The organism is Psychrobacter sp. 1044, assembly GCF_904846525.1.
GTDB lineage: Bacteria > Pseudomonadota > Gammaproteobacteria > Pseudomonadales > Moraxellaceae > Psychrobacter.
Map to the genome: position 1 here is coordinate 52,546 of NZ_CAJHAZ010000012.1, position 22,914 is coordinate 75,459.

The 22,914-nt window shown below is 42.9% G+C and carries 20 protein-coding genes and 2 pseudogenes; 6 read left to right on the plus strand and 16 right to left on the minus strand.

The annotated features are described in order from the left end of the window. Positions 1-2: 2 nt before the first annotated feature. The 5 genes from JMX82_RS09830 to JMX82_RS09850 are packed head-to-tail and all read left to right on the plus strand — an operon-like array spanning position 3 to position 3,556. On the plus strand, positions 3-275 hold the full coding sequence (locus tag JMX82_RS09830) for a hypothetical protein (RefSeq protein WP_201540404.1): 273 nt from the start codon (positions 3-5) through the stop codon (positions 273-275). Continuing rightward, the gene (locus JMX82_RS09835; RefSeq protein ID WP_201540405.1) at positions 268-519 is read left to right on the plus strand and encodes a hypothetical protein; all 252 of its coding nucleotides are present in this window, start codon (positions 268-270) and stop codon (positions 517-519) included. The genes JMX82_RS09830 and JMX82_RS09835 overlap by 8 nt, the downstream gene beginning before the upstream one ends. Further along, complete coding sequence (locus tag JMX82_RS09840; RefSeq protein ID WP_201540406.1) at positions 512-1,030, plus strand: hypothetical protein; 519 nt, start codon at positions 512-514, stop codon at positions 1,028-1,030. The genes JMX82_RS09835 and JMX82_RS09840 overlap by 8 nt, the downstream gene beginning before the upstream one ends. Further along, entirely contained in the window at positions 1,023-1,259 is a 237-nt protein-coding gene (locus tag JMX82_RS09845) for a hypothetical protein (protein WP_201540407.1), read from the plus strand. Before JMX82_RS09840 ends, JMX82_RS09845 begins: the two co-directional genes overlap by 8 nt. Further along, entirely contained in the window at positions 1,256-3,556 is a 2,301-nt protein-coding gene (locus JMX82_RS09850) for a YfjI family protein (RefSeq protein WP_201540408.1), read from the plus strand. Before JMX82_RS09845 ends, JMX82_RS09850 begins: the two co-directional genes overlap by 4 nt. A gap of 181 nt (positions 3,557-3,737) precedes the next feature. Here the strand turns inward: JMX82_RS09850 and JMX82_RS09855 are convergent, their stop codons facing one another. From JMX82_RS09855 to JMX82_RS09905, 12 genes and pseudogenes are all read right to left on the minus strand, one after another. Beyond that, positions 3,738-6,998: a type I restriction endonuclease subunit R gene (locus JMX82_RS09855; protein WP_201540409.1), complete on the minus strand. Its 3,261-nt coding sequence runs from the start codon at positions 6,996-6,998 to the stop codon at positions 3,738-3,740. A 452-nt stretch (positions 6,999-7,450) separates the two neighbouring features. Beyond that, positions 7,451-8,761: an SEL1-like repeat protein gene (locus JMX82_RS09860; protein ID WP_201540410.1), complete on the minus strand. Its 1,311-nt coding sequence runs from the start codon at positions 8,759-8,761 to the stop codon at positions 7,451-7,453. A 141-nt stretch (positions 8,762-8,902) separates the two neighbouring features. Further along, positions 8,903-9,025 (minus strand): hypothetical protein, encoded by a 123-nt coding sequence (locus JMX82_RS14355; protein ID WP_265089317.1) that lies wholly within the window; start codon positions 9,023-9,025, stop codon positions 8,903-8,905. Positions 9,026-9,059: 34 nt separating this feature from the next. After that, entirely contained in the window at positions 9,060-9,680 is a 621-nt protein-coding gene (locus tag JMX82_RS09865) for a hypothetical protein (RefSeq protein WP_201540411.1), read from the minus strand. A 36-nt stretch (positions 9,681-9,716) separates the two neighbouring features. Further along, on the minus strand, positions 9,717-10,478 hold the full coding sequence (locus tag JMX82_RS09870) for a hypothetical protein (RefSeq protein ID WP_201540412.1): 762 nt from the start codon (positions 10,476-10,478) through the stop codon (positions 9,717-9,719). 193 nt (positions 10,479-10,671) lie between these two features. Then, entirely contained in the window at positions 10,672-11,442 is a 771-nt protein-coding gene (locus JMX82_RS09875; protein ID WP_201540413.1) for a hypothetical protein, read from the minus strand. Between the two features lie 378 nt (positions 11,443-11,820). Continuing rightward, the gene (locus JMX82_RS09880; protein WP_201540414.1) at positions 11,821-12,546 is read right to left on the minus strand and encodes a hypothetical protein; all 726 of its coding nucleotides are present in this window, start codon (positions 12,544-12,546) and stop codon (positions 11,821-11,823) included. Between the two features lie 260 nt (positions 12,547-12,806). Then, the gene (locus tag JMX82_RS09885) at positions 12,807-13,412 is read right to left on the minus strand and encodes a tetratricopeptide repeat protein (protein WP_201540415.1); all 606 of its coding nucleotides are present in this window, start codon (positions 13,410-13,412) and stop codon (positions 12,807-12,809) included. A gap of 225 nt (positions 13,413-13,637) precedes the next feature. Beyond that, positions 13,638-13,826: pseudogene (locus tag JMX82_RS14460) on the minus strand (hypothetical protein); the annotation flags it as partial. Between the two features lie 279 nt (positions 13,827-14,105). Continuing rightward, positions 14,106-14,850: pseudogene (locus JMX82_RS09895) on the minus strand (restriction endonuclease subunit S); the annotation flags it as partial. Then, the gene (locus JMX82_RS09900) at positions 14,850-17,246 is read right to left on the minus strand and encodes a type I restriction-modification system subunit M (protein ID WP_201540418.1); all 2,397 of its coding nucleotides are present in this window, start codon (positions 17,244-17,246) and stop codon (positions 14,850-14,852) included. The pseudogene JMX82_RS09895 and the gene JMX82_RS09900, both read right to left, overlap by 1 nt. Before the next feature lie 1,276 nt (positions 17,247-18,522). Beyond that, positions 18,523-18,891, minus strand: a complete 369-nt coding sequence (locus tag JMX82_RS09905; protein ID WP_109591524.1) for a hypothetical protein — start codon at positions 18,889-18,891, stop codon at positions 18,523-18,525. A 35-nt stretch (positions 18,892-18,926) separates the two neighbouring features. On the opposite strand from JMX82_RS09905, the gene JMX82_RS09910 reads away from it, so the two are divergent. Further along, a complete protein-coding gene (locus JMX82_RS09910) occupies positions 18,927-19,727 on the plus strand; it encodes an SIR2 family NAD-dependent protein deacylase (protein ID WP_201540419.1) in 801 nt (266 codons plus the stop codon). On the opposite strand, the gene JMX82_RS09915 is transcribed toward JMX82_RS09910, so the two are convergent. From JMX82_RS09915 to JMX82_RS09930, 4 genes are all read right to left on the minus strand, one after another. Then, the gene (locus JMX82_RS09915) at positions 19,724-19,891 is read right to left on the minus strand and encodes a hypothetical protein (protein WP_201540420.1); all 168 of its coding nucleotides are present in this window, start codon (positions 19,889-19,891) and stop codon (positions 19,724-19,726) included. The genes JMX82_RS09910 and JMX82_RS09915 overlap by 4 nt on opposite strands. 38 nt (positions 19,892-19,929) lie before the next feature. Next, positions 19,930-20,928, minus strand: a complete 999-nt coding sequence (locus JMX82_RS09920) for an adenosine deaminase (RefSeq protein ID WP_201540421.1) — start codon at positions 20,926-20,928, stop codon at positions 19,930-19,932. A gap of 211 nt (positions 20,929-21,139) precedes the next feature. Further along, positions 21,140-21,664, minus strand: a complete 525-nt coding sequence (locus JMX82_RS09925; RefSeq protein ID WP_201540422.1) for a TPM domain-containing protein — start codon at positions 21,662-21,664, stop codon at positions 21,140-21,142. Between the two features lie 74 nt (positions 21,665-21,738). After that, the gene (locus tag JMX82_RS09930; RefSeq protein WP_201540423.1) at positions 21,739-22,914 is read right to left on the minus strand and encodes a TPM domain-containing protein; all 1,176 of its coding nucleotides are present in this window, start codon (positions 22,912-22,914) and stop codon (positions 21,739-21,741) included.

The following is a 22,914-nucleotide window of genomic DNA, read 5'->3' on the forward strand; positions in this document are numbered from 1 at the left end:
CCATGAGCCAACCCAACGACATTCTAGCGCCACAACTGGTATCAGTGGACATCTACACGCTATGCCATGTTGATGACTACATTCAGGACGTATCAAATGATTGTGAGCATCTAGCCTATGCCTTGAACCTGATTGAAACAGCCGATCCAGCCAGCAAGGGCGTGATTGTGGCGGTACGTTCTGCGCTACTGGCACATAGCGAACACGCTTGCAAAATGAGTGCGGATATTATGGGCAAGTTAATCACACAAGACGAGGTATCAATCAATGAGTAATCAAATAGCCGTATCAGCCGATCATTTAGAGCATATCAATGAGCAGATGGTTTTATTGTCTCTTGATACCAGTCAGTTAGCGTTAGCATTGCAAGCGGTACAAGTAGATTGCGCGGTATCAGGTGGCGTAATTAGTGCGGTCATCATGGCGCTATCAGGTCATGACGCCACCATTGAGGACATAGCCGACCAGCTAGACGGCATGTTATCAGCAGTAGAAAAGGAGGTGATCAGCCATGAGTGAGAATAACAAAACCAATCTAAAACCCCACCACGGGCAGCACAGCGACAAGCACACAGATAAACGCGGCTTATTACTGAGCTTTATTATCTTTATGGCATGGGTGGCGGCTATTGGCTTGCTTATCGGCTTACTACTGTCATTGATAGCTTGCCAGCCAGTACAACCAAAACAGATTGCAAGTGATGGTAACAGCCGTTATCATAGCCCCACAGCAATACGTTCAGGGGCAAAGCCAAGTCCTCAATCTTTGGCTATTTTTGTGTCTAAAACCGACCTGATTAACACCCAGCAAGTTACCACGGACATGAATAACAGTTTGACAAGTAGTAATCGTTATACCTATGACACTGGACACAGTGCCGTACGTTATGACGGGTTAAGTGAACCTAATACAATACCCTTTTTGGGGAATAAGTTCCGTCGTCTGAACGCGATTGTTAATGACCCGTTTTACCCTTTTTTCATGTTCGACCACAAACACACTAAACGTTCAGGAGGCTATCATGCCTAATTCAATCCGCACGACCTCAAACACACAAACCCCTACCAATAGCCCCCCAGCCACCTTTAAAGCTGGTGATGCCGTGCTATGCCCGTCTATTGATAATGACAGCCCTAAAACCTTTTTAGAGGCTCAGGTCGCCTTTGCTCAGTCAAAGCATGGCAAGCGTAAGAGCTACTACAAGAAGTATAGAGCCACACGCAAGCCGAACCAGTCACAAGCAAGGGGGACTAAATGACCACCACACCAACAGACAGCCAAGAAAAAACCCATGCGGACAACATGGGCAGTTTCATTGGCTATATTGCTGATATTGAAAATGCGACACCTGAACAGCGCGCGCAAGATGCAACTATCAGCCAGTTAGACAGCTTGCAAGATGATTTAAACCTACCAACCAATCATATAGATAATACACGTTATCTACACGCTGATATTAGCATGAGGGGCGCCAATAGCAAAGGCGATAGACTACCTAATACTAAAGGCAGGTATGGCCTTGTTATGGTCAATAATAAAGCCGAACCCATCAACATAGCAGCACGCACGCCAAACAATGATAACGAGCCGCCTATTATATCGGACACCACACAGCCTAGCGCGTATGCTATTGGGCCAATGAGCCGTGATAGTGACTGGTGGCTAGTGACCAGTTTAAGCGATCAAGTCACGCTATATGCAGCCCTTGCAATGATTGATAGTAAGGTGACTGTGTTTGCATGCCTTAATCAAAATATGTTTGATATGACGTTAAAACATCTTAGCAAGGTCAAAACCATTCATATCATAGACACGGCCCAGCACAAAGACGCATTAACCAGCCGTTTAGAAGGTGTGAATGCTATTGCTCATATCACGATAGATACCATCATTAGCAGACTGAATGAAGGTGACTTGATAGGCGACCTTCTTACGGATGCGGACACTATCGACTTGCAAGCACTAGGCAAACCAAAGCCGAAACCTATCAGTCAAACCTTGCCACCAGTTAAGACACTCACAAGCGCCATGATGCCCAAACTGCTATGGGATTATGCCTCAAATTGTGCTGAGCGCTTGAGCGTACCGATTGAGTATGTGCTAATGCCCGTGATGGTGTCGCTAGGTAGCTTGATAGGCTCGAAGCTAAGCATCTATCCAAAGATGTACGATAACTGGGAGGTTGTGCCAAACTTCTATGGTGCAATCGTAGGCAATCCATCGAGTAAGAAATCACCGTCATTATCTGAGGGATTAAAGCCACTATCACATTTAGTCTCGCTCGCTAAAGATAAGTACAATGAGGACAAGCTTGAGCATAACACCCAAAAAGAGCTAAACAAGCACATGACAAAGGCAGCTGAGAAGCAGCTCAGTGACCTTGCTAAAAAGCTCGCGACCCAAGCTGATGATGATACTGAAATCAGTCAAGAGGATCTCAAAGCCAAAGCACAAGAGTTGGCAGAGGCAAAGCAGAGTGATGAGCTGATACCTGAGATTAAACGCTATGTGACTGATGACGGTACGATTGAGAGTATCGGAGAGCTTGAGAGCAAACACAAAAACGGTATGCTGGTGAAGCGTGATGAGCTGACAGGTTGGCTTGCGTCATTAGAGAGTGAGAGCAATCAACAAGCGCGATCATTCTATCTTGAGGGCTTTAACGGCTTAGGTAGCTTTCAAGTGGATAGAATAGGTCGCGGCTCAGTGTTTGTCGACACTCATTGTCTATCGGTCATTGGTGGCATACAGCCTGACAAGCTCGAGTATTATTTATCTAAGACGATGAAGGGCTTAGGTAATGACGGACTTATTCAACGCTTTCAGTTGATGGTTTATCCTGATCCCCTACCTAATAGCAAAGAGCGTGACTTACCACCTGACAAGCAAAGCCGTGATGCTATCTATGACTTGTTTGAAACCATCGATAGTATGCAGCTAGGCGACTTCATGCGCTACGGTGCAAACCCCATTGATGAGTACCACAAGCGCCCCTATTACCGCTTTAATGATGAGGCTTATCAAGAATTTATGAGTTGGTATGATGCGCTTAAGCTCAGAGCTGGTGACGCTGAACATAGTGTCATAGCTGAACATCTTATCAAGTATGCTAAAACAGTGCCGTCATTAGCGCTAGTGTTTCATCTAGTCGATTGTATCGAACATGGCACGTCTTTAGGTGCAGTCAACATGAACGCACTCAGAGCAGCGCTGGCATGGTGTGAGGTATTAGAGAGTCACATGATGAGAATTTATAGCACAGTGACCGATAGCGCCAATATCAAAGCGTCTTATTTAGCCGATAAAATAATGAAAATGGTCAGAAAGGGAACTGACAAAACTGACAAAACCGATTGGATCAGTCATGGCTTTACGGCAAGGCAGCTCATCCGCAAAGGTTGGAAAGGCTTAACTGATGCTGATGACGTACTCAATGCGCTGGAAATATTAGTCGAAAATGACTGGTTAAGCTGGCAGGAAATACCAAGTACAGGACAAGGGGGCAGACCGACAGAGCGTTACTCTATCAACTCAAGATTGAGTGAGCTTTTATAGGTTTCGTCAGTTTTGTCAGTGCAATATCTGGGCGTTATTGAAAAATAACGTCCTTTTTTATGCTATTTAGGAGGTTTTGTCAGTTTTGTCAGTGCTATATCTGAGCCTTACTAAAATTATTACATCAATCAAAAGACTAAACTGGCTCTGCTGCAAACAAACACTTTGAACAAACAGACCTTTAAGCGCCCAGCTTCGTATCAAGCATCAATCGAATAAACTTTTTAAACTGGTTGGGATTAGATAGCAGATGCATGGTCATGCCCTCATAGGCTTCTTGGCTCTCAAATAGTGCGTCCATAGCGGCATCAGGATAACCGCCTAACATAATCTGGTCGGTATTATTATTACTAAACTGTTTGACCACGATCTCGTTCTCAGTGACTTTATCCCAAATGGTGTTTTGAAAATTGATCATATCTTTATCGGTAAAGTCCTCGCCCGCGAATACCTCATTCAATCGATTGATGACTTTCGATAATAGCTCTTCTTTTTTATCTTTAGGCTTAGCGGTACCAGCGCCGCCACCCGCGTCAAGCTCGCCGCTACTCTCTTGTAGCTTTAGATCCTGCTGATAGAGCTTTGAGACACGGTAATGGCTCATCACGATATTACTTAAGTCGATATCGTCCTCATCACTGGCGCTTTCACGTAGTAGCGGCTGTAGGTTACGCGCGTATAGGCTGAGCTTCTCAAGATCCTTGCTGTCATAATCGACTATTTGCGACATAAACTCATACTGACGGGTAAAGGTGCCGAGGTCTTTTTTGAAGATCTCAAGCTCGTCTTGCTTAATCTTAAAGCCTTTATAGTCGTTCTCAGCATTCGTAATGAGGACGACATCACCAGTGCCTTTGGTACGTTCAAGCATTGCCTTAGCGTGTTTTGCTTCTGTACGCGCCTCAAGATATTGCTTTTGCCATCGCTCAACCGCGGGCTTGCAGATATTGCTAATGGCGGCGTTAGATTTATTCTTACTATAAAACGCTTCAACGAGCTGTTCCACTTCACGCCATAGGAAAATACCGCTGGCGCGTAGTTTCTCAAAAAGGTCGTAAACCTTATCAGGGTCAGACACGTCCGCTAAAGTTGCGGTTTCATAGTAGGGCTGAAAGGCGGCTAAAATATCGTTAGGATCATTAAAGAAGTCGAGGACAAAGGTGCCGCTTTCTGCTTTACCTTTATAGGTGCGGTTAAGCCGCGATAAGGTCTGGACGCAATCCACGCCTACTAGCTTCTTATCCACGTACATGGCGCACAGCTTGGGCTGGTCAAAGCCTGTCTGGAACTTGTTAGCCACTAGCATCACTTGATAGTCATCGCTGTCAAAGGCTTTAGGTAGATCACGGCCTTTTAGCCCGATATTCATATTATGCTCGGTGAACTTCTCGCCAAGTAAGGCGCCGCTGTCAGGGTCATTATCAGTAAAGGTGACTTCACCTGAGAACGCGACCATGGCATTGATACCGCGATAACCGTGATTAGCGATATAGTTATCAAAAGCAAGCTTGTAGCGTACCGCTTCTTTACGAGAACCTGTCACTACCATCGCTTTGGCTTGCCCGCCTAGTAAGCCTTTAACATTATCATTAAAGTGCTCAATGATGACTCTGACCTTTTGCGCGATATTATAATCGTGGAGACGCACCCAGTTATTGAGCTTAATCTTAGCGCGGCGCGAATCGACCTCATTATCAGCGGCAAGCTTTTGCTGAAGCTGATAGACCACTTTATAGTTGGTGTAGTTTTTGAGCACATCTAAGATAAAGCCCTCTTCAATGGCTTGGCGCATCGAATAGACATGATAGGACTCAGGCTTGTTATCTTTAGAGGCGGGCAAGTCAGGATTGGGCAAGCGCCCAAATAGCTCGATGGTTTTTGGCTTGGGTGTGGCGGTAAAGGCATAATAGCTGAGGTTCGGACTGTTACGGCGGGCGGCAAGTGTGGCATCCATCGCCTGATTGATGACATCCTCACCAGATAACGCGCTATCGACGCTCTTTTCTATATCGCCCGATACTAGCACTTCTTTGAGCTTAAGCGCGGTTGTGCCTGTCTGTGAGGAGTGCGCTTCATCGGCGATGATGGCATAGCGGCGCGACTTGAGCACACTTGAGTCTTCAATCGCTTTTAGGACGAAGGGAAAGGTCTGAATGGTGACAATGATAATCGGCTGTGAGTTGACTAGGGCACTAGCGAGCTGTTCAGACTTTGAGCCATCGCCTTCGTTTCTATTGATCTTACCGACCACGCCATCGGCATGTTCAAACTGGTAGATGGTGTCCTGTAGTTGGTCATCAAGTACGGTACGGTCAGTGATGACGATAACGGAGTGAAACTGTTTATCGCCGTCACGGTTATACAAGGTGGATAGCTGATGCGCTGTCCATGCGATAGAGTTGGACTTGCCTGATCCTGCGCTGTGCTGAATCAGATACCTTTGCCCAGCGCCCTCAGTAATGGCCGCATTGACCAATTTGGTCACCACATCCCACTGATGATAGCGCGGAAACATCATAGTTTCCTTTTTAGACTTGCGACCAATTGCGTCTTCTTCTTCCTCTATCTGCAAGTGCATAAAATGCCCAAGGATCGATAGCAAGTTCTCTGGCGTGAGCACCTCGTTCCAGAGGTAATCGGTGGCATAACGGCTGCTATCGCTAGGCGTATCATTGCCCGCGCCGCCATCTTTAGTGCCTTTATTAAAGGGTAAAAAGTAGGTGCTGTTACCTGCCAGCTTGGTTGTCATATAGACTTCATACTGACTGACGGCAAAGTGCACCAATGCGCCACGCTTAAACATTAGCAACGGCTCAGGTTTTTTAGTATCAGGGTCTTTTGGCAGGCGTGTCTTCTTATACTGGCTAATAGCGTTTTGTACCGATTGCTTAAACTCAGACTTTAGCTCCATCGTCGTCACGGGTAAGCCATTGACGAATAAAACCACGTCAATACGGTTACGCTTAGCGACCTTGCCGTCAGTGCTGTCTTTTAAACTAGCATGCGGGCTATACACCACCTCAGGAACGACACGGCAGATATTGGCCTCATAGCGTGCCATAATTTCAGGATTGAGGCTATGCTCAGGCTTAAACTGGCATAAAGAGAAGCGCGCGTTACGGATCTTGAGATCATGACGCAATACGCCTAAGGTGCCATAGGTGCGCGAGGCTTTATCAGTTGCATTCTCATCCGCTTTATTCAGCTGCTTAACCAATGCAGCGATAAAGTGACGCTCAGAATCGATAGGATGAGTACGGCAAAACTTCTCCCACTCTTGCGGCTGAGTGCTCTGCACAAAGTCGAGCACGTCTTGCTCATACAGCGCAGTCTCTGCCTGATAGCCGCTGGCATGACCCAATTGCCAGCCATGTGCCTGCATCTGGTCGATGATATCGGCTTGGAAGACAGATTCGTAAGCGATATCGTGGGCGTTGGTCATGTTAAGTCCGTTTAGTTTTATTATTATTTTGCTTAAAATAATTAGGTCGAAAGCGCTATAAGGTCTGAATACTCTCTAGCAAATATAAAAAGCAGCACTAGCAGAAACGTTAATAGTAGCGTTCTATATTTCTCAGCGACTGCTCTTTTGGAAGTAAGTGCCTTATAAAAAATAAACAGATAAGGAATAATTACAATCCAAACATAGGGAATCCAAAGGAACATTAAAGTAATGGTAATATCGTCCAGCATGTACTTAGCGGTACTACTAAAAAACTCTAAAGAAACAGTATAATTCGAGTCGTGCTTTTTGTACCCGCTGTAAGTTAAGTAAGCATTTATTAGATAAGCAATAATAGGGCTATAAATGAGCGCCCAGAATAGCTGCTTGTAGCACTTAGTAATTGGATCGGGATGATTCATAATTATATCTATTAATATGCGGAAGTCATTTTAAGGCATATTTAACAGTTTAGAGCCAAGACATGATTGCAAGTCGCCATTGCCACAGCCTTTATCAAACCATTCCTTAGCCTGCACGTTGTCTTGCTTTACCCCTTGCGCCTTCATATACATCAGCCCCAGATTACGCGGGGCGAACGGATGATTTTGGGCGGCAGCTTGTTTAAATAACGTCATGGCGCGGGCATAATTTTGCGGTACGCCATTGCCCTCTAAGTACATCACAGCAAGGTTGTTTAGACCAGCAGCTTCACCTTGATTGGCAGATTGTTGTGACCACTCAAAGGCTTTAACATAGTTTTGCTCAACGCCTTGACCACTATAGTATGCCCAGCCCAAACCGCCCATACCCAATGCATTGCCATGGTTGGCAGACTTTTCATACCATTTAAAAGCCTCGGCATAATCACGCGCAACCCCATTGCCATTCTCATACATATAGCCTAGATTGTTTTGTGCCAAATCCTCACCTTGTGCGGCGGCTTTTCGTAGCCAATACAGTGCTTTGGTATAATCCTGCGTCACACCTAAGCCTTTTATATAAAACTGTCCAATATTGTTTTGGGCAATTGCATGTCCTTGATCGGCAGCCTTTTGATACCATTTGGCTGCTTCGCTATAGTCTTGCGTCACGCCTAAGCCTGCTTCATACATCACGCCGATGTTATTGTGAGCGTCAAGATCTCCTTGCTCAATGGCTTTTTGATACCAGTCATAGGCTTTGGTAAAATCCTGATCGACCCCAATGCCGCTTTGATACAACAAGCCCAAACTGTACTGCGCCATCACATTATCTTGTGCGGCGGCGCGTTGATACCACTCGACCGCTTTGGCATAGTCAGGCGTCACGCCCAGTCCTTCTTGGTACACCGCGCCCATGCTATATTGCGCGAATGGCTCCTCTTGATTGGCAGATTTCTCGAACCATGCGAGCGACTTGGCATAATCTTGCTCTACCCCTAAGCCTTCTTGATACATCGCGCCAAGATTATATTGCGCTATGCTGTCGCCTTGATTGGCAGCCTTTTGGAACCATTCGGCGCTGGTAGCATAATCCTGCGGCACATACTCGCCTGTCATATATATCGCGCCCATATCGTATTGCGCTGCCGCTACGCCCTGATCAGCGGCTTTTTTATACCATGCCACCGCTTTGTTAGGGTCTTGGGGCACACCATCGCCCATCTCATACATCGCGCCCATGCTATATTGAGCGGCGGCATGACCTTGTTCCGCCAGCGCTTTGGTACTGCTAAAACTGGTTGCATGCGCGGATAACGATAGCGCTAAAGCAGCGCTCAAAGCTATTACTTTGTGTCTGATTCTTAGCGGTACGATTGACACTTTCATTTTGTCCTCTACATATTAGGGCGGAATGGATATAGGGTATTTTATTTATATCAAGTTATTGTATAAGGGCATTCCCGTTGCTTAATACTATAGTCATAAACCGCTGGCATGACCCACTTGCCAGCCGTGCGCTTGCATTTGGATGACGATGTCGGCTTGAAAGACAGATTCGTAAGTGATGTTATGCGCGTTAATAGCAGTACTTGTCTGAGTCATGGTGAGATTCTTATTATTAAGTTATGAATTGGGCTTATGAGATCAACCACACTTTATCGATTTCAACGATCTGTTGCTCCTGCCCTTTAATGCTTTCTTTTCTTAAAAATCTAATAGGGTCAATGTCTTGCAACATCTCTACATCTTCTTCATCAGCCATATCATAATAGTCAAGCCTTCGATAAAGTTTCCATTCAAAATGATCTAAGTATTCAGCGGTTTTTGAATTATAGTGAATAGAGCTTTGAATACCATTTTCGGGCTGCTCATCTATTGGCTCAAACGTATTTTGATAAAAGTCTTTGTAATCCTCTATCGCACAAACTACTTGTGAGCGACTGATGTACGTTTCAAATAGCCAGATTTGTAAATAATACGGGGTTTGCAACTTTTCTAGCGAATCTTTCCATGACTGATAGATATTTTGCACATTTTTAATCAATAGATATTCACAGTCGCCAATTGGCTCAGGATAGATACTATTAATCAAAGACAAGCGTGACCATGGAGCTACCAAAAACTTAACGTAATCTCGCTTTTCTTGATTTAACAGATCAACATCAAGAACTTTATTAGCTTCGCCCCATTTTTCAATAGTGCGCTTACGGCGGTTAATGCCTCTTATTTTGCGATATCTTAATACGTTGTTTTTCATAGCTCACTCTATTTTTTGATACGCTTAAATCAAGCCTTAGGGCTCCTCACATACCATCTTCAAGCTCTTACCAAATATGGTTTTATTGAGCTGATTGTAGTTGTTAAAGACTTTTTCAGAGTCAGCATGATAGATCTGATCGTTAACACAATTACCAAAGCCAAAAGTTATCAAGTTTATTCTGGCATACTTAGCAGAGTTACTTACCTTTTCTTCCTGATAGCGCTGGGTCGCAATTTTACGATATCGTTCTAGTTCATCAGCCCCATACTCGCTTGTTTCCAGAATTTGCTCTTCAACAAACTGTTTCCATCTATTTTGCACCGCCGCTTCGTTCTGCATGAAAGGTTCAATATAGTTTTTACACATCTGAGGGCTTTGTTTGAGGGCTTCACTAGGGTTTAGATAGCCTAAAATGACTAATCGATCTTTTTCATACTCTGCATCAATCGTTTTGAGTAAGTTTTGTTTATAGCCTTTCGCTTCAGGTACAACATCAAGACGCTCAGTATCACGCTTTACTTGCTTATACTCTTCGGTCGAGACATCTAAGTCTTTCATAGATAGTTTATCTAGCGCATCAACACTCATGGGTGAAGAGAAGCTTTCCAGATTTAATCTGGTTAAACGATCCAATACGAGATGGGAATTTTTGATTTGCTTGGCGCTGTACTTTTTATTATCAAAACTCCCTTTCATATCGCATAGATCGTCTTGCCATTTGTAGACTTCGGCTGTTGCAATACTAGGCACAGTCAGTAATACGCTTACCGCTATCAACGAATACCTTTTCATCATTGGAGTCCTTTTTTTCATTCGCCTTGCTTATTTTGATATTTATTAATCGAGCAAACATTTAACTCACTATTCTTTTTAGGATGCTTTTTAAAGCCAGTCAAATTGAATTAAACAATCAACCATACTTTATTGATACCAACGATCTGATACTTTCTACCTTTGATGATCTCTATTTTTTACTTTTGCAAGAGGTCTACTCTTGGTGCATTGCGCATTGCGCTGTGTATTTACCGTCAAATACTTTATGATTAAGCTTTGCATAATTAGCAGACACTGTCTTTAGCTCAGGGCGATAAGCGGTACTCTTAACACAGTTGTAAAACCCAGAAGACACAATAGCGTTTCGCGCATAAAAATAATCACTCAGTGACTTTTGTTCTTGATAATCTCTCATCTCAATCTTACGATAAAACTCATCACCCAAATCACCTGTACGTACTTTATCTTGAATATTTTCTTCAACCACTTGCTGCCATTTATTCTGCACTGCCGTTTCATCTTGCAATAAAGCCTCTACATAATGCTGACACATTGGCGGGCTTTGCTTAAGCGCTTTACTAGGATTGCGATAAGCCAAAATAGCCAATTGTGCCGTTTTATATTCGCCATCAATAGTCTTAAGTAGCTGTTGTTTATACTTCTGTGCTTCGGGAACTAACTCAAGTTGCTCTATATTACTTTTAGCTTGCTTATACTCTTTAGTCAGTACCTCTGGGTCTTTCGACGATATATTGTCTAAAAAAAGATTACTCATAGGCTCAGAAAAGCTTTCAAGATTTGCTCTCGTCAAACTGTTCAATACGAAATGAGAATTCTCTATTTGTTTGGCAGTATATTTATTATTATCAAAATCACCTTGATATTGACAAGACTTCATTTCCGAGCGCCACTCATAAGTCTGCGCTTGGGCGCTAGTGGTGACTGCTATTGCGCCTAATAAAGCTGCTACAGTAAAATTTTTCATTCTATAAGTCCTTTTATTTTTTTATTTCAACGGCTTTCGGGCGCAACCCATCCCCTTACATCAATCTTACCAGTGACAGCAGCAGAGATTAAAACGGTGCGGAGTCTTACATCAATTGAAATTAATTATGGATAGACACCAAATACTAACGCTGCTATCTGATAGCCGCTGGTGCGACCCAACTGCAAGCCTTGCGCTTGTATTTGAGTGACAACATCAGTTTGGAGTACAGATTCTTAGGTGACGTCGCGGCTTATGGCATTTTCTTATTTTTACTTTTGTTAAACGGTATATAAATATAGCAGACAAAATATCAGCTAGCGCTGGCAAAACCCTTTGTATGTTCCATATATTACATATAGCCGATAACCGCTATTTCTATTCTTTAAACGATTCTTCAAATTTATCTATGTATGATAGAAAAGCTGGAACCTCTTCAGATTTTGATCTGATACTAATATTTTCAAGAATACGACGGACAATATGTAGGTTTTTAATATCCTTAAGTGTTATAAATATAAGCATCATGTCTCTAACGACAGGAATAACTTGCTCCAAAATTTTAGGGTTATCACTCAGCTGAAAACGAAAAGATATTTTATTTAGTACTATCAATCTATTAGAAAGATTCGGATCCATTTGAAGAATCTCATACTTTAATAATAATGCTTCAAGTACTGCAACCTCTGTCAATTCATCGGTACAATCAATCCCTTCATCCACTACTGAGTCTATAATTTTTAAAGATTTATTGTATTCTTTCAATCCATATAGTGCTCTGGCTTTATCAGTATATGCCGCTCTTATAATTTTTTTATTATAGCCATCATGAATATCTTCAGGAAGATTTCCATGAGTATAAATATCAATAATTTTTTCACAAACTGATATAGCATTTTGATATTCTTCAAGCATAATAAGGCTTGTTGTTTTCCATGTTAAAGCAGCTTTGGCATGGGCGCGCTCTTGTGAATATTCGCTATCAATGTATTGACAATATAAGTTATCAGCCAGCTCAATAGCCTCATGATAACTATCTTTAAGAAAAAGTTTTTGAACATTTCCTGCCATTTTGGCAGATTTAGATTTTAAAAACCAAAACATCATCTAGCCTTTTTATACAGTCTATTTTTCAAATAACCAATACTATGTTAGTTGCTATATCATCTAGCATCTTTGGTATAAAAGCATGCTGGACGATGCTAGCATAAAAACAAAACAATTGTACATTAAGAATAAAAAATCATCCTACTTTTGGGTCGATTATCTAACGCTATGTGCTTACCATAGAATATGTTGTGTCTCATTGCTTTACTTTAATCAACCACACTTTATTCACTTCTGCTATTGTGTGTGGGCGTCCATTAATAACCACGTTCATTTAATCGTCTATATTGATCACAGCCATATTGATGACCCTTGTCACACGTTTTCCCGTACCATTCCTTTGCTGTAGATCGGTTTCTCTTAAGACCACCAAAACCTTCTTCATAAAAGTATCCAAGCATCCCTTGACCTTGTATGCTTCCTTGTTTTGCTGCCTTTTGAAACATTTTTCTTGCCAGCACAAGATCTTGACGAACACCTTCACCTTTGTAATATATTATACCAACCTTAACTTGGTACTCTTCATTACCTTGGTTTGCCCATTTTTTCATATCGGCCAAACTATCCTTAGCGTCAGAATATTTATTCTCATAGGATAAACGGCTACTTAGCGAGCCTATCTTATATTTTTTTTGCTTGGCATGAGCACTTAGGTTATCAATAGCTTTGGATATCTCATCATTACTATATACAGTAGCACCACTATTGGTAGCATATATATTGCGACTAGAACCATAACTTGCAGACGTAGAATCATTGCTAGTCGTGTGGGTCAAAGTGTTATTTTGTTGGAAAGTAGTTTCGACAGCGCCACTCGCTTGGGCTGTACCTATTCCTAATAGTATCAATAGTAATCTTTTCATAACTTTCATACCTATGCCAGTCAACTTTAATAAAGTACTCTTATAGCTCGTAATTTTAGTCGTACATTACGAAGCTTTATTGTCAGCTGCCCTCCAACCCCTCACATCAATCTTACCCGTAACCGCAGCAGATATTAAAGCGGTGCGGCGTTCTTTAAGCAACTCGACTTGCTGTTCTGATTTGATGGATAAATTTTGAAAAACTGTTTCACTATTATTCAGAAAATCAACTATTTCAACCAATTCATTTTTAGGTGGCATAGGCAATGCCACTGACTCAATCCCTTCACCAGAAATATTAGGCTGATTGGTAATAGTCATATTATTTTTGAACTGTGCTTTAAAGCTGCTACTTAATGAAGAATACAAGATAAAATCGGCTAACAGCTCTGATTTGAGCTTTAAAAAACCCACTCTCTGATTAACTATAAGGCATAGCTTCTAGCTTCGGTATTTTTGCAACTTTTATGCCTCCTGAAATAATAGGACGAGTCATAGCAAAAACCAAATCGTTCTCTTCAACTTTATACTCTAAATGCTTTTCTACAAAGGATAACGGCAGAAAAGACTCATCATCAAAATTCAGTTGAAGATGTGACACATTTGATATTTTTAAAACAGGATAACCTGAGTCAATAAAATCATCGCTTTTGAAAGCAAAACCTCCCATAATTTTTCCATAATGTTTAATTCTTTTAACCTCCCAATGCTCAGGCACTTCCCCCAACCATTCAACGCCCGAGTCTTTCATCGGTGCGTCAGGGTTTAAGCCTTTAGTCACCGCATGACTAATGACGGCTTGGCGCTTTTCTTTTAACAGTTGGATAAGGGTTTGCTGTTTTTCGATTAGGGTATCGATTTGGGCGGTTTCATGGTCGAGAAATTTGGCGATTTGGGTTTGCTCAATTAGCGGTGGTGAAGCGTAAGAAAAATTTACGAATGTATCTTGATACAAATGTACTATCGTACTGCCAGTTTTAAAATAGTCGAAAAACTTTTTAAAAACAGTTGATTCTAACAACCAAAAATAAAATTCCGTTGTAAAACCATTGCTTAAAGGACGGACAACAAACACACCGCTATTAAGAGTGGCTTTTTCATCTACTCCCAGCCCTTGAACCAATGCTATTTTGCCAATAGTTCCATCCTTAGTAAGAAGAAGATCGCCATTTTGTAGTTGGATGTATGGGTCTTGCTCATAACGAGCTAAATCACAGTGATAACAATCTTTCCAAGAAATTACAGAGCTTTTAAAATCACTACCAGTTACTAGATAAGGCCCCACATCTGTAAAGTCATCTGTTTTTAGGCCATGCCAACCAACTCTAGCTTTTACATAAGCCTCATACTTAACTTTAGTAAGACTCCAGTGTGCTGGATATTCTCTGACCCACATTAATTCAGAATCTAGGTACTCACTATATTTATCTTGTACCATTATGAATGCACCTCACCCAATAACTGCATAATCTCGCTACTGACAGCATCTAAGTCTGCATCGATCTCAGCAAGCGCGCGCGGCGGCTCATACACATAGAAATGACGGTTAAACGGTATCTCAAAGCCCACAATGCCGACCTCTTCATCAATGGCATCTGTCTTGTCGCTATTGATCCACGCATCAGGCACATGCAGCTGTACTTCACGGGCGAAGTAACTTTCAATCAGCTCAGTGGTCGTCACTTCAGGATTCAGCGGTACGTTTTCATAATCGCGTAAATCGCTGTCTGTTTGGAACTCTACAATTTTGGTCTTGCTGGCAGGATCGGTATAACTAAACGCACCATAGAGCGGGTTAGCAACCTTCACCACTTTTTTGATGACGGGTTCTGCTTCAGGATTTTTCCACGTGATCGCATCTAGCAGCTGTTTCTTTTCTTTAGTGTCCAAGCTCATATCAAGACTGGCATCAGCGTCTTTTAACGCTTGTTTAAACACTTTATCAAACTCATTAAAATCATCAAACTGGCGCGCGCCGATAGCCGCTTGTAGCGCTTTGGCTTTCGTCATGATCTCAAGCTGATCTTGCCAGAGCTTGGCCGCTAGTACGTCTTTGATTTGGGTTTCCTTTAGCTCGGAGAAGTCAGCCTTGATCATCGCACGCGCCTCAGTCGTGACCGCCGATAAGTCGCCATAGTTACTTGTATCAGAATCGGTGTCGCTAGCCGTCGTCCAGTCATTACCAAAGGCCTCATATAGCGCTGGCATGACCATATCGAACGGTTTAGGCGCATAGCGTAAGCTATCAATGGCGCTGTCAGAGAGCTGAGCAGACAGACGTAGCGGACGCTCAATGGTGATGCGGCGATAGCCAAACTCATGGGTTTTAAAGATTTTACTGGCAAAGGTCTTGGCGGGTTCCGCTTTAGGATTGGCAGATTGACGGCCACGGTTAGACTTCACCTCTTCAGGCTTATCTAGCACACGCGCATCGACCACTTCAAAGTCACCAAAGCTACGGATAATAGTCTTGATGTCATCATCAGACATCTCATTACGCTTAGAGCCCAATGATTTACGCATCTTGCCGTATAGGTTACTACCATCAATCAATTGCACGTGACCTTTACGCGCGCGTGCTTTCTTATTGCTGAGTACCCAGACATAGGTAGCGATACCCGTGTTATAGAACATATCAGTTGGCAAGGCGATGATCGCCTCTAGTAGGTCGGCCTCAAGGATATAACGGCGGATCTCACTCTCGCCACTCCCTGCGCCGCCTGTGAATAGCGGTGAACCATTTAAGATGATACCGATACGGCTGCCTTGGTTGCTGTTTTGAGTGCTGCTGCTATCTGTCGCTTTATCATCAACAGTAATCGGACGCATCTTGCTAATCAGATGCATCAAGAATAATAGCGAGCCATCGGACACACGCGGCAAGCCCGCCCCAAAACGACCGTCAAAGCCTTTTTGCGTATGCTCATCGTTAATCTCACCTGATATCTTTTTCCAATCTACCCCAAATGGCGGATTCGATAGCATGTAGTCGAATTTTTCAGCGACCAGCTGATCGCTAGACAAGGTATTGCCCAGCTTAATGTTATTGACCTCTTGCCCTTTGATCAGCATGTCGGCTTTACAGATGGCATAAGACTCAGGGTTGAGCTCTTGGCCATAGGTACGCATGACCGCCTCAGGGTTAAGCTCTAGCACGTATTCCATACCAGAGGATAAGAAACCGCCCGTCCCCGCTGTAGGGTCATATATGGTGCGAATAATGCCGTCTTTGGTCAGTGCATCATCATCTTCCATAAATACCAATGAGGTAGTTAGGCGTACGATATCGCGCGGCGTAAAATGCTCTCCTGCGGTTTCGTTTGAGCTTTCAGCAAAGCGGCGAATCAACTCTTCAAACACAAAGCCCATTTCATGGTTAGAGATTGCCTCAGGGCTTAGATCGGTATTGGCGAACTTCTGCACCACTTTATACAGTAAATTGGCGTCCGCCAGTTGCCCGACAAACTCTTCAAACTTGAAATGCTCGAATATTTCGCGCGCGTCTTTAGAGAAGGATTGCACGTACGTATTGAGGTTATCCTTGATATCGCTTTGACCCATCTTGCTCAAATCCATGGGCGAGATATTGTAAAAAGGTCGCTTGCTGGCACGAATGATGAACTTCTCTTGCGCTTCCTCAGGCAGACCCATATCAGCGATACGCTGACTTTCAGCGACCACAGCGGCTTTGGTGTCTGTTAATACGCACTCTAGGCGGCGCAATAGCGTAAATGGCAGAATAATACGCCCGTATTGTGATTGCTTAAAATCGCCGCGCAATAAGTCAGCGACAGACCAGATAAAAGCGGCAGTTTGAGAGAAGTTTTTGGTCATGGGAGTATCTTTTGGTTGTTGGGCAAGAATAGAATTTTTGGATTGTCTGTCAGCAATGAGGAGAGACCCCAATCCTAGACAAAATACACCTATCATAAGGGTATTCGATATTACTCGGCAAGCTTGAATGTGAGATTTATGGAAATAGTCAGCTCTATCATCGTACAGACGGTCGAGAGCTATGTGCGTTTAGCCATTTAGCCCATGCAAACAAAGGGCAAGTTATTTTAGCATCAGCACTGGCACTACCAAAGGTGAGGAAAAATATAGGAAATTCACGATATTTAGGAAAAATTTGTTGTCAGTTTTAGAAACCGATAAAGTGGAAATACCTATAAGCATCAAGGCGTGAGGACGGAAAAATAAAAGCGTTAGGAAACTTAATTAGGGAAATATGGAAGAAAAAAGGAAAAGTTAGGCACCAAAAAAGGCGTTTTTCTCTTGGTGCTAAAATCGCAAACCTATATCGGTACTGACTCACAGAGGAACCAAGCAGGCACCAAGGAACCAAAAAAAATAGATGGAATCAGTCGAAAAATAGGAATCAAGAAAACAGCAACATTAGGAAGAATTTTCACCATAATTCTTCCATTATTCCAATGGAAGAAACCGCCACAAGCTAATGAAGTTAAGTGTTAATACTGGAAGTAATAAAAGCATTAGGAAGAAAAATAACGCCAATTATGGGAATAATTCCAGCGCGGAGAAAGCGACCCAAGCACGCACCAAGCGAGCACCAAAAAATGGATATATGAGCAAATCAGCGCGTATCTATAGATGAGGCAGCAGCAACCCCCAATGGGGATAACCGCCAATGGGGATAACCGCCAATGGCGCACACTAGCAGATGCACAGAAATGCATTAAAAACGCACACATTTAAACGCCATTATTGAGCATGTGCAGTCACTAGCAAAACAACCCCATGCAAACAAAGTGCAAGTATAAAAAAGTATTCCTAAGTTGCTGGCATGTTGAGCAGAATTTTTGTAATCAGATTTTCTTCACTTAAACAGCAAAATATTAGCTTAGCAGTAGCAAAATGTTGTTAAATATGTTGTTAAATTAATTTATAAAAACCTCTAAAGCACTGAAAACAAAGGCTCATAGCTTTGTGATTGACTCCCGCCGAGCGCACCAATCAACGTATTTATAATCTTTGTTTCATCCTTCCTTAGTATTAACCTAAATCTCAAATATACATCAACCCCGCGCTCAAAATATTTGCGGCTTTTCTGTGCCTATAGATTTCAGAATCTCTCACCTATAACACTCGCCTATTCTGCTTGCTGCAAATTAGCTGCTAGCTGGGCACGGTTAGGCACACGATGATAATTAATCACAGGCACATTACCTAACAGGCGCTGACCTGAAGCAATTTTCTTATCCATCGTAATCATTGCAATTTTCCTATCTTGTTTACTGAGCAATAAGTGATTGGTCTTGCGTGTGACTCGATAATCAGGAAAATACTGTTTGATCAGCACGGAGGTTTTTTGCAGGTCGTCATTAATAGGTTTTTTCACGCTTTTAGACGATTTATTATGAATTGTCTCACCCACTTTTACGCCGCGTGACTTTGCCAACAACCATAAAGCGGCAATAACGGCAAACAATATGACAAGCCACCAAATTCCATCTATCATTAGAAGAGATATCCATTATTAGCAAGGGTTGGCTCATGTTAGCAGAATTATCACCAGCGTTAATAGCAGAAGTAGAACTTGCTGCTAAATTATTGACATCCAAACAGCATATTTGCATCTTAACGGGTGCAGGGATTTCAGCCGAAAGTGGCATTCCAACTTTTCGAGATAAGCAAACAGGCTTGTGGGAAAACTATGGTGTGGAAGACTTGGCGACACCTGAGGCTTTCACTCGTGATCCAAAACTGGTGTGGTCATGGTATCAATGGCGCAGGCAATTGGTCGCAGATAAAAAACCGAATCCTGCACATTTTGCCTTAGCGCAGTGGCAATACCATACTCAGTCGTCCAATCAATCATTAACGCTTATCACTCAAAATGTTGATGATTTACATGAGCAAGCTGGCAGTACGGTAACTCATTTGCATGGCAATCTGTGGCATAACCGCTGTAGTCAATGCGAGACAGTCTACCAAAGTCAATCGAGGGGTTCGTATCATAGCGAGGATACAATCAATTTTGATGACACACTGATGACCTGTCGCCATTGCGATGGCTATATCAGACCAGATATCGTTTGGTTTGGCGAAGCATTACCAGTACAAGCATGGCAAACGGCAGAAGATACGGCGGCGAACTGCGAGGTATTTATCAGTATTGGCACCTCCAGTCTCGTCTATCCTGCCGCTGGACTCGCACAGTTAGCGAAGCAAAATGGTGCCAAAATTATTGAGATAAATCCCAATCCAACGCCGAATACTATTGTGGATATCATCTTAGCAGAAAAAGCTGGTGTGATTATGCCGTTATTAATCCAGAAAATCACTGCGCTCTAGTCGCCTGAACCTAAGTCGCCTGAACCTAAGTCGCCTGAACCTAAGTCGCCTGAACCTAAGTCGCCTGAACCTAAGTCGCTTGAACCTAAGTCGCCTGAACCTAAGTCGCTTGAACTTAAAAAGCATACCGTATAAAAAAGAAAAGGCTTAACGATTGATATCAACCGTTAAGCCTCGGATCTAAAACCTAGTCATAGTTGATTTACTTTAGCGCCAGATCAACTTTCGCCAAATATGCTGCTTTTAATTCATCACTAATAAATGAGGCATTAAAGGAGTTCTTTACCAAAGTAACAACATCATCTTCTGTCAGCGGTAAATTTGCGCATATATTTATAAAGTTCTGATTCATGTAACCTTTGAAATAGGCTGGGTCGTCTGAGTTTATGGTGATATTTAGACCATAATCTAGCAGCTCTTTGATATTGTGTTCTTTGTAATGATCAAAGACTTTCAGCTCAATATTTGAGTTCGGGCAAACGGTCAGCGGCATTTGCTCGTCTTTAAGTCTTTGCATCAACTCTGGGCTTTTTATCGATTGCACACCATGATCAATTCTATTGATATTTAATAAGTCCAGTGCTTCGTAAATGTACGAAAAATCTGCTTCTTCACCAGCATGGGCGACCAGCTTAAAACCTGCTTCTTTAGCTTTTTTGAAGACATCTTTGAATTTTGATGGTGGATTGCCCAGCTCTGACGAATCAAGACCGACAGCGATGATGTCATCTTTGAATACCAGTGCTCGCTCTAAGGTCTCAAACGCTTCTTCTTGTGATAAATGCCTTAGGAAACACATGATAATACAAGAGGTGATACCATATTTTTCTTTGGCATCTGCAAGCGCTTCTTTGATGCCTGTTATCACCACTTCAAAAGGTATACCTCGTTCAGTATGCGTCTGCGGGTCAAAAAATATCTCTGTGTGAATGACGTTATCTTCAACACACTTAAGTATATATTCCCACGTTAAATCATAAAAATCGTCTTTAGTGATCAGGACATTTGCGCCTGCATAGTAGATATCTAAAAAGGTTTGCAAGTTGGTGAAGTTGTAGGCGTTGCGCACATCTTCTATATTTTTATAAGGAATCTCTATCTGGTTCTTTTTGGCCAATCTAAACATCAGCTCAGGTTCTAGTGAGCCTTCAATATGTAAATGCAGCTCAGCTTTTGGTAATTTCTTTATTAAATCAATCATAGGATTCCAGTGACGGCTTTTTGTAGTAGAGTACTTTTGAGAAGTGCTTTTGAGAAGTGCCTTTATAAATGCAAAGCCTGTATAGACGCTTGAGCAATATATCAGTCACCCTCGATTTCTAGAGGCGCTATTATATTGTAATTGATGCCTAAACCCTATAAAAGAACACGATGCTAGCAAAATAACAAGCCATCAGATTCCCTCATCAACGTTATTTCAAAAACACCACAGTATCAGACAACTCGTTACCCGCTGGATCCTGCTCCAAATGATAATACTGACGCAGCACTTGCCCAACTTCATCTAACAATTCAGCCAAGCTTTCTTCGGTTTTTTGATTGGCAATACCTGACACGGCCTTATCACACATCGCCCGCCAAACGGTGGGGCTGACATGAGCACTGATACCACGATCAGCTACGATCTCTAACTGATGCTCGCAAATATTGACATACACCAAGACGCCCGTATTCTCTTCAGTATCCCAAACTCGATACTCACTAAACAGCTCAATCGCACGTTCGCGACAGCCAATATAATAGGCGTCTTGAATCGGCAGATGGTTTTCTATAATCAAAAATACCTCGCCGCGATGCCCTCGCTCTGCACGGGTCACCTCGTCTGTCAAACGTGCTTTGGCTGCCGCTGTTAACCATTTACTATGCAATATAGGAATAAATAAGACTTGACGCCACCAGCGGGCAAAACTGGGGTTTGACGCGTTGTTTTCTGACATTTTACTATTTCCTCAAATACGTCATTGCTGACGGTCGTTTAGTATCCGTTTTTACTTAAGCATCTACCAAGCGTCTACCACGAGCCACCAGCACCGCCGCCGCCAAAACCGCCGCCGCCACCACCGAAGCCGCCGCCGCCAAAACCACCACCGCCAAAACCACCACCGCCAGAGCCGCCGCCACCGCCCATACCAGGTAGGAATATCATACCGCCGCCTCTACGACCGCCGCCAGACCCACCTTTACCACCACCGCCGCCACGTGAAATCAAAAATAGCCATAAGAAGATAGCCATGATAACGGTCATAAAAAAACCACCGCCTAAGGCTAACGATCCCGCAAAAAACCCACCAGCAGTAATAATAGAACCAAATACACGACCAAAAATACTGGTAATAAAGCTTCCAAATATCATTGCCATGATGAATAAAAATATGGGCGATGGTAGCTCGTCTGAACCTTGTTGTGCACTACGCTCGGCTGCTTGCGCATCAGCACGAGCCAATACCTCAGGATCAGCAGTCAGCCGCGTTTTGAGTGCGTCAACGCCAGCTATTATCCCAGCACCATAGTTATTTTGCTTAAATAACGGCGTGATATCTTCACGAATAATACGATTGACGGCAGCATCTGGTAAAACACCCTCTAGTCCGTAACCCGTCAAAATGTACATATCACGGTCATTGACGGCGACTACCATGAGTAAGCCATCATCAATGTCTTTATTGCCCAGCTGCCATTTCTCAGCTACTTGTAGAGCATAGTCAAAGATAGGAACACCATTGGTCGTAGGAACGATAACCACCGCTGCTTGCGCAAGACCTTGCTGATAAATATTTCTAAGCTGCACCTCTAGACGCTGTTTTTCTTGCGGATTTAGAATATTGGCCTGATCAACCACAGGATTGTTTAATATGAGCTTATCGGCATCGACACTGGGTGCATTCGACTGTATAGGAGAAGGATTTGCGGCTGTTGACCCAGCTGTGGCATCATTATTAGCAGCATTAGGGTTGATCGCCTCATTACCTAAAATGGCATCATTGATTGCATCATTACCCAATACAACGTCATTGATCGCTTCATTAGACTCGCCCGCTTTGGCAATCGCTACCAAATCCTCAACACTACGACTTTGCATGTCTGAGGTACTATCAATGGCTTCATTAGGCGCAGCATACAACACAGACGCACTACTGATGCTGAGTGTGAATAGTAATACTGATAGGATTGCTTTTGAATTGTTCAT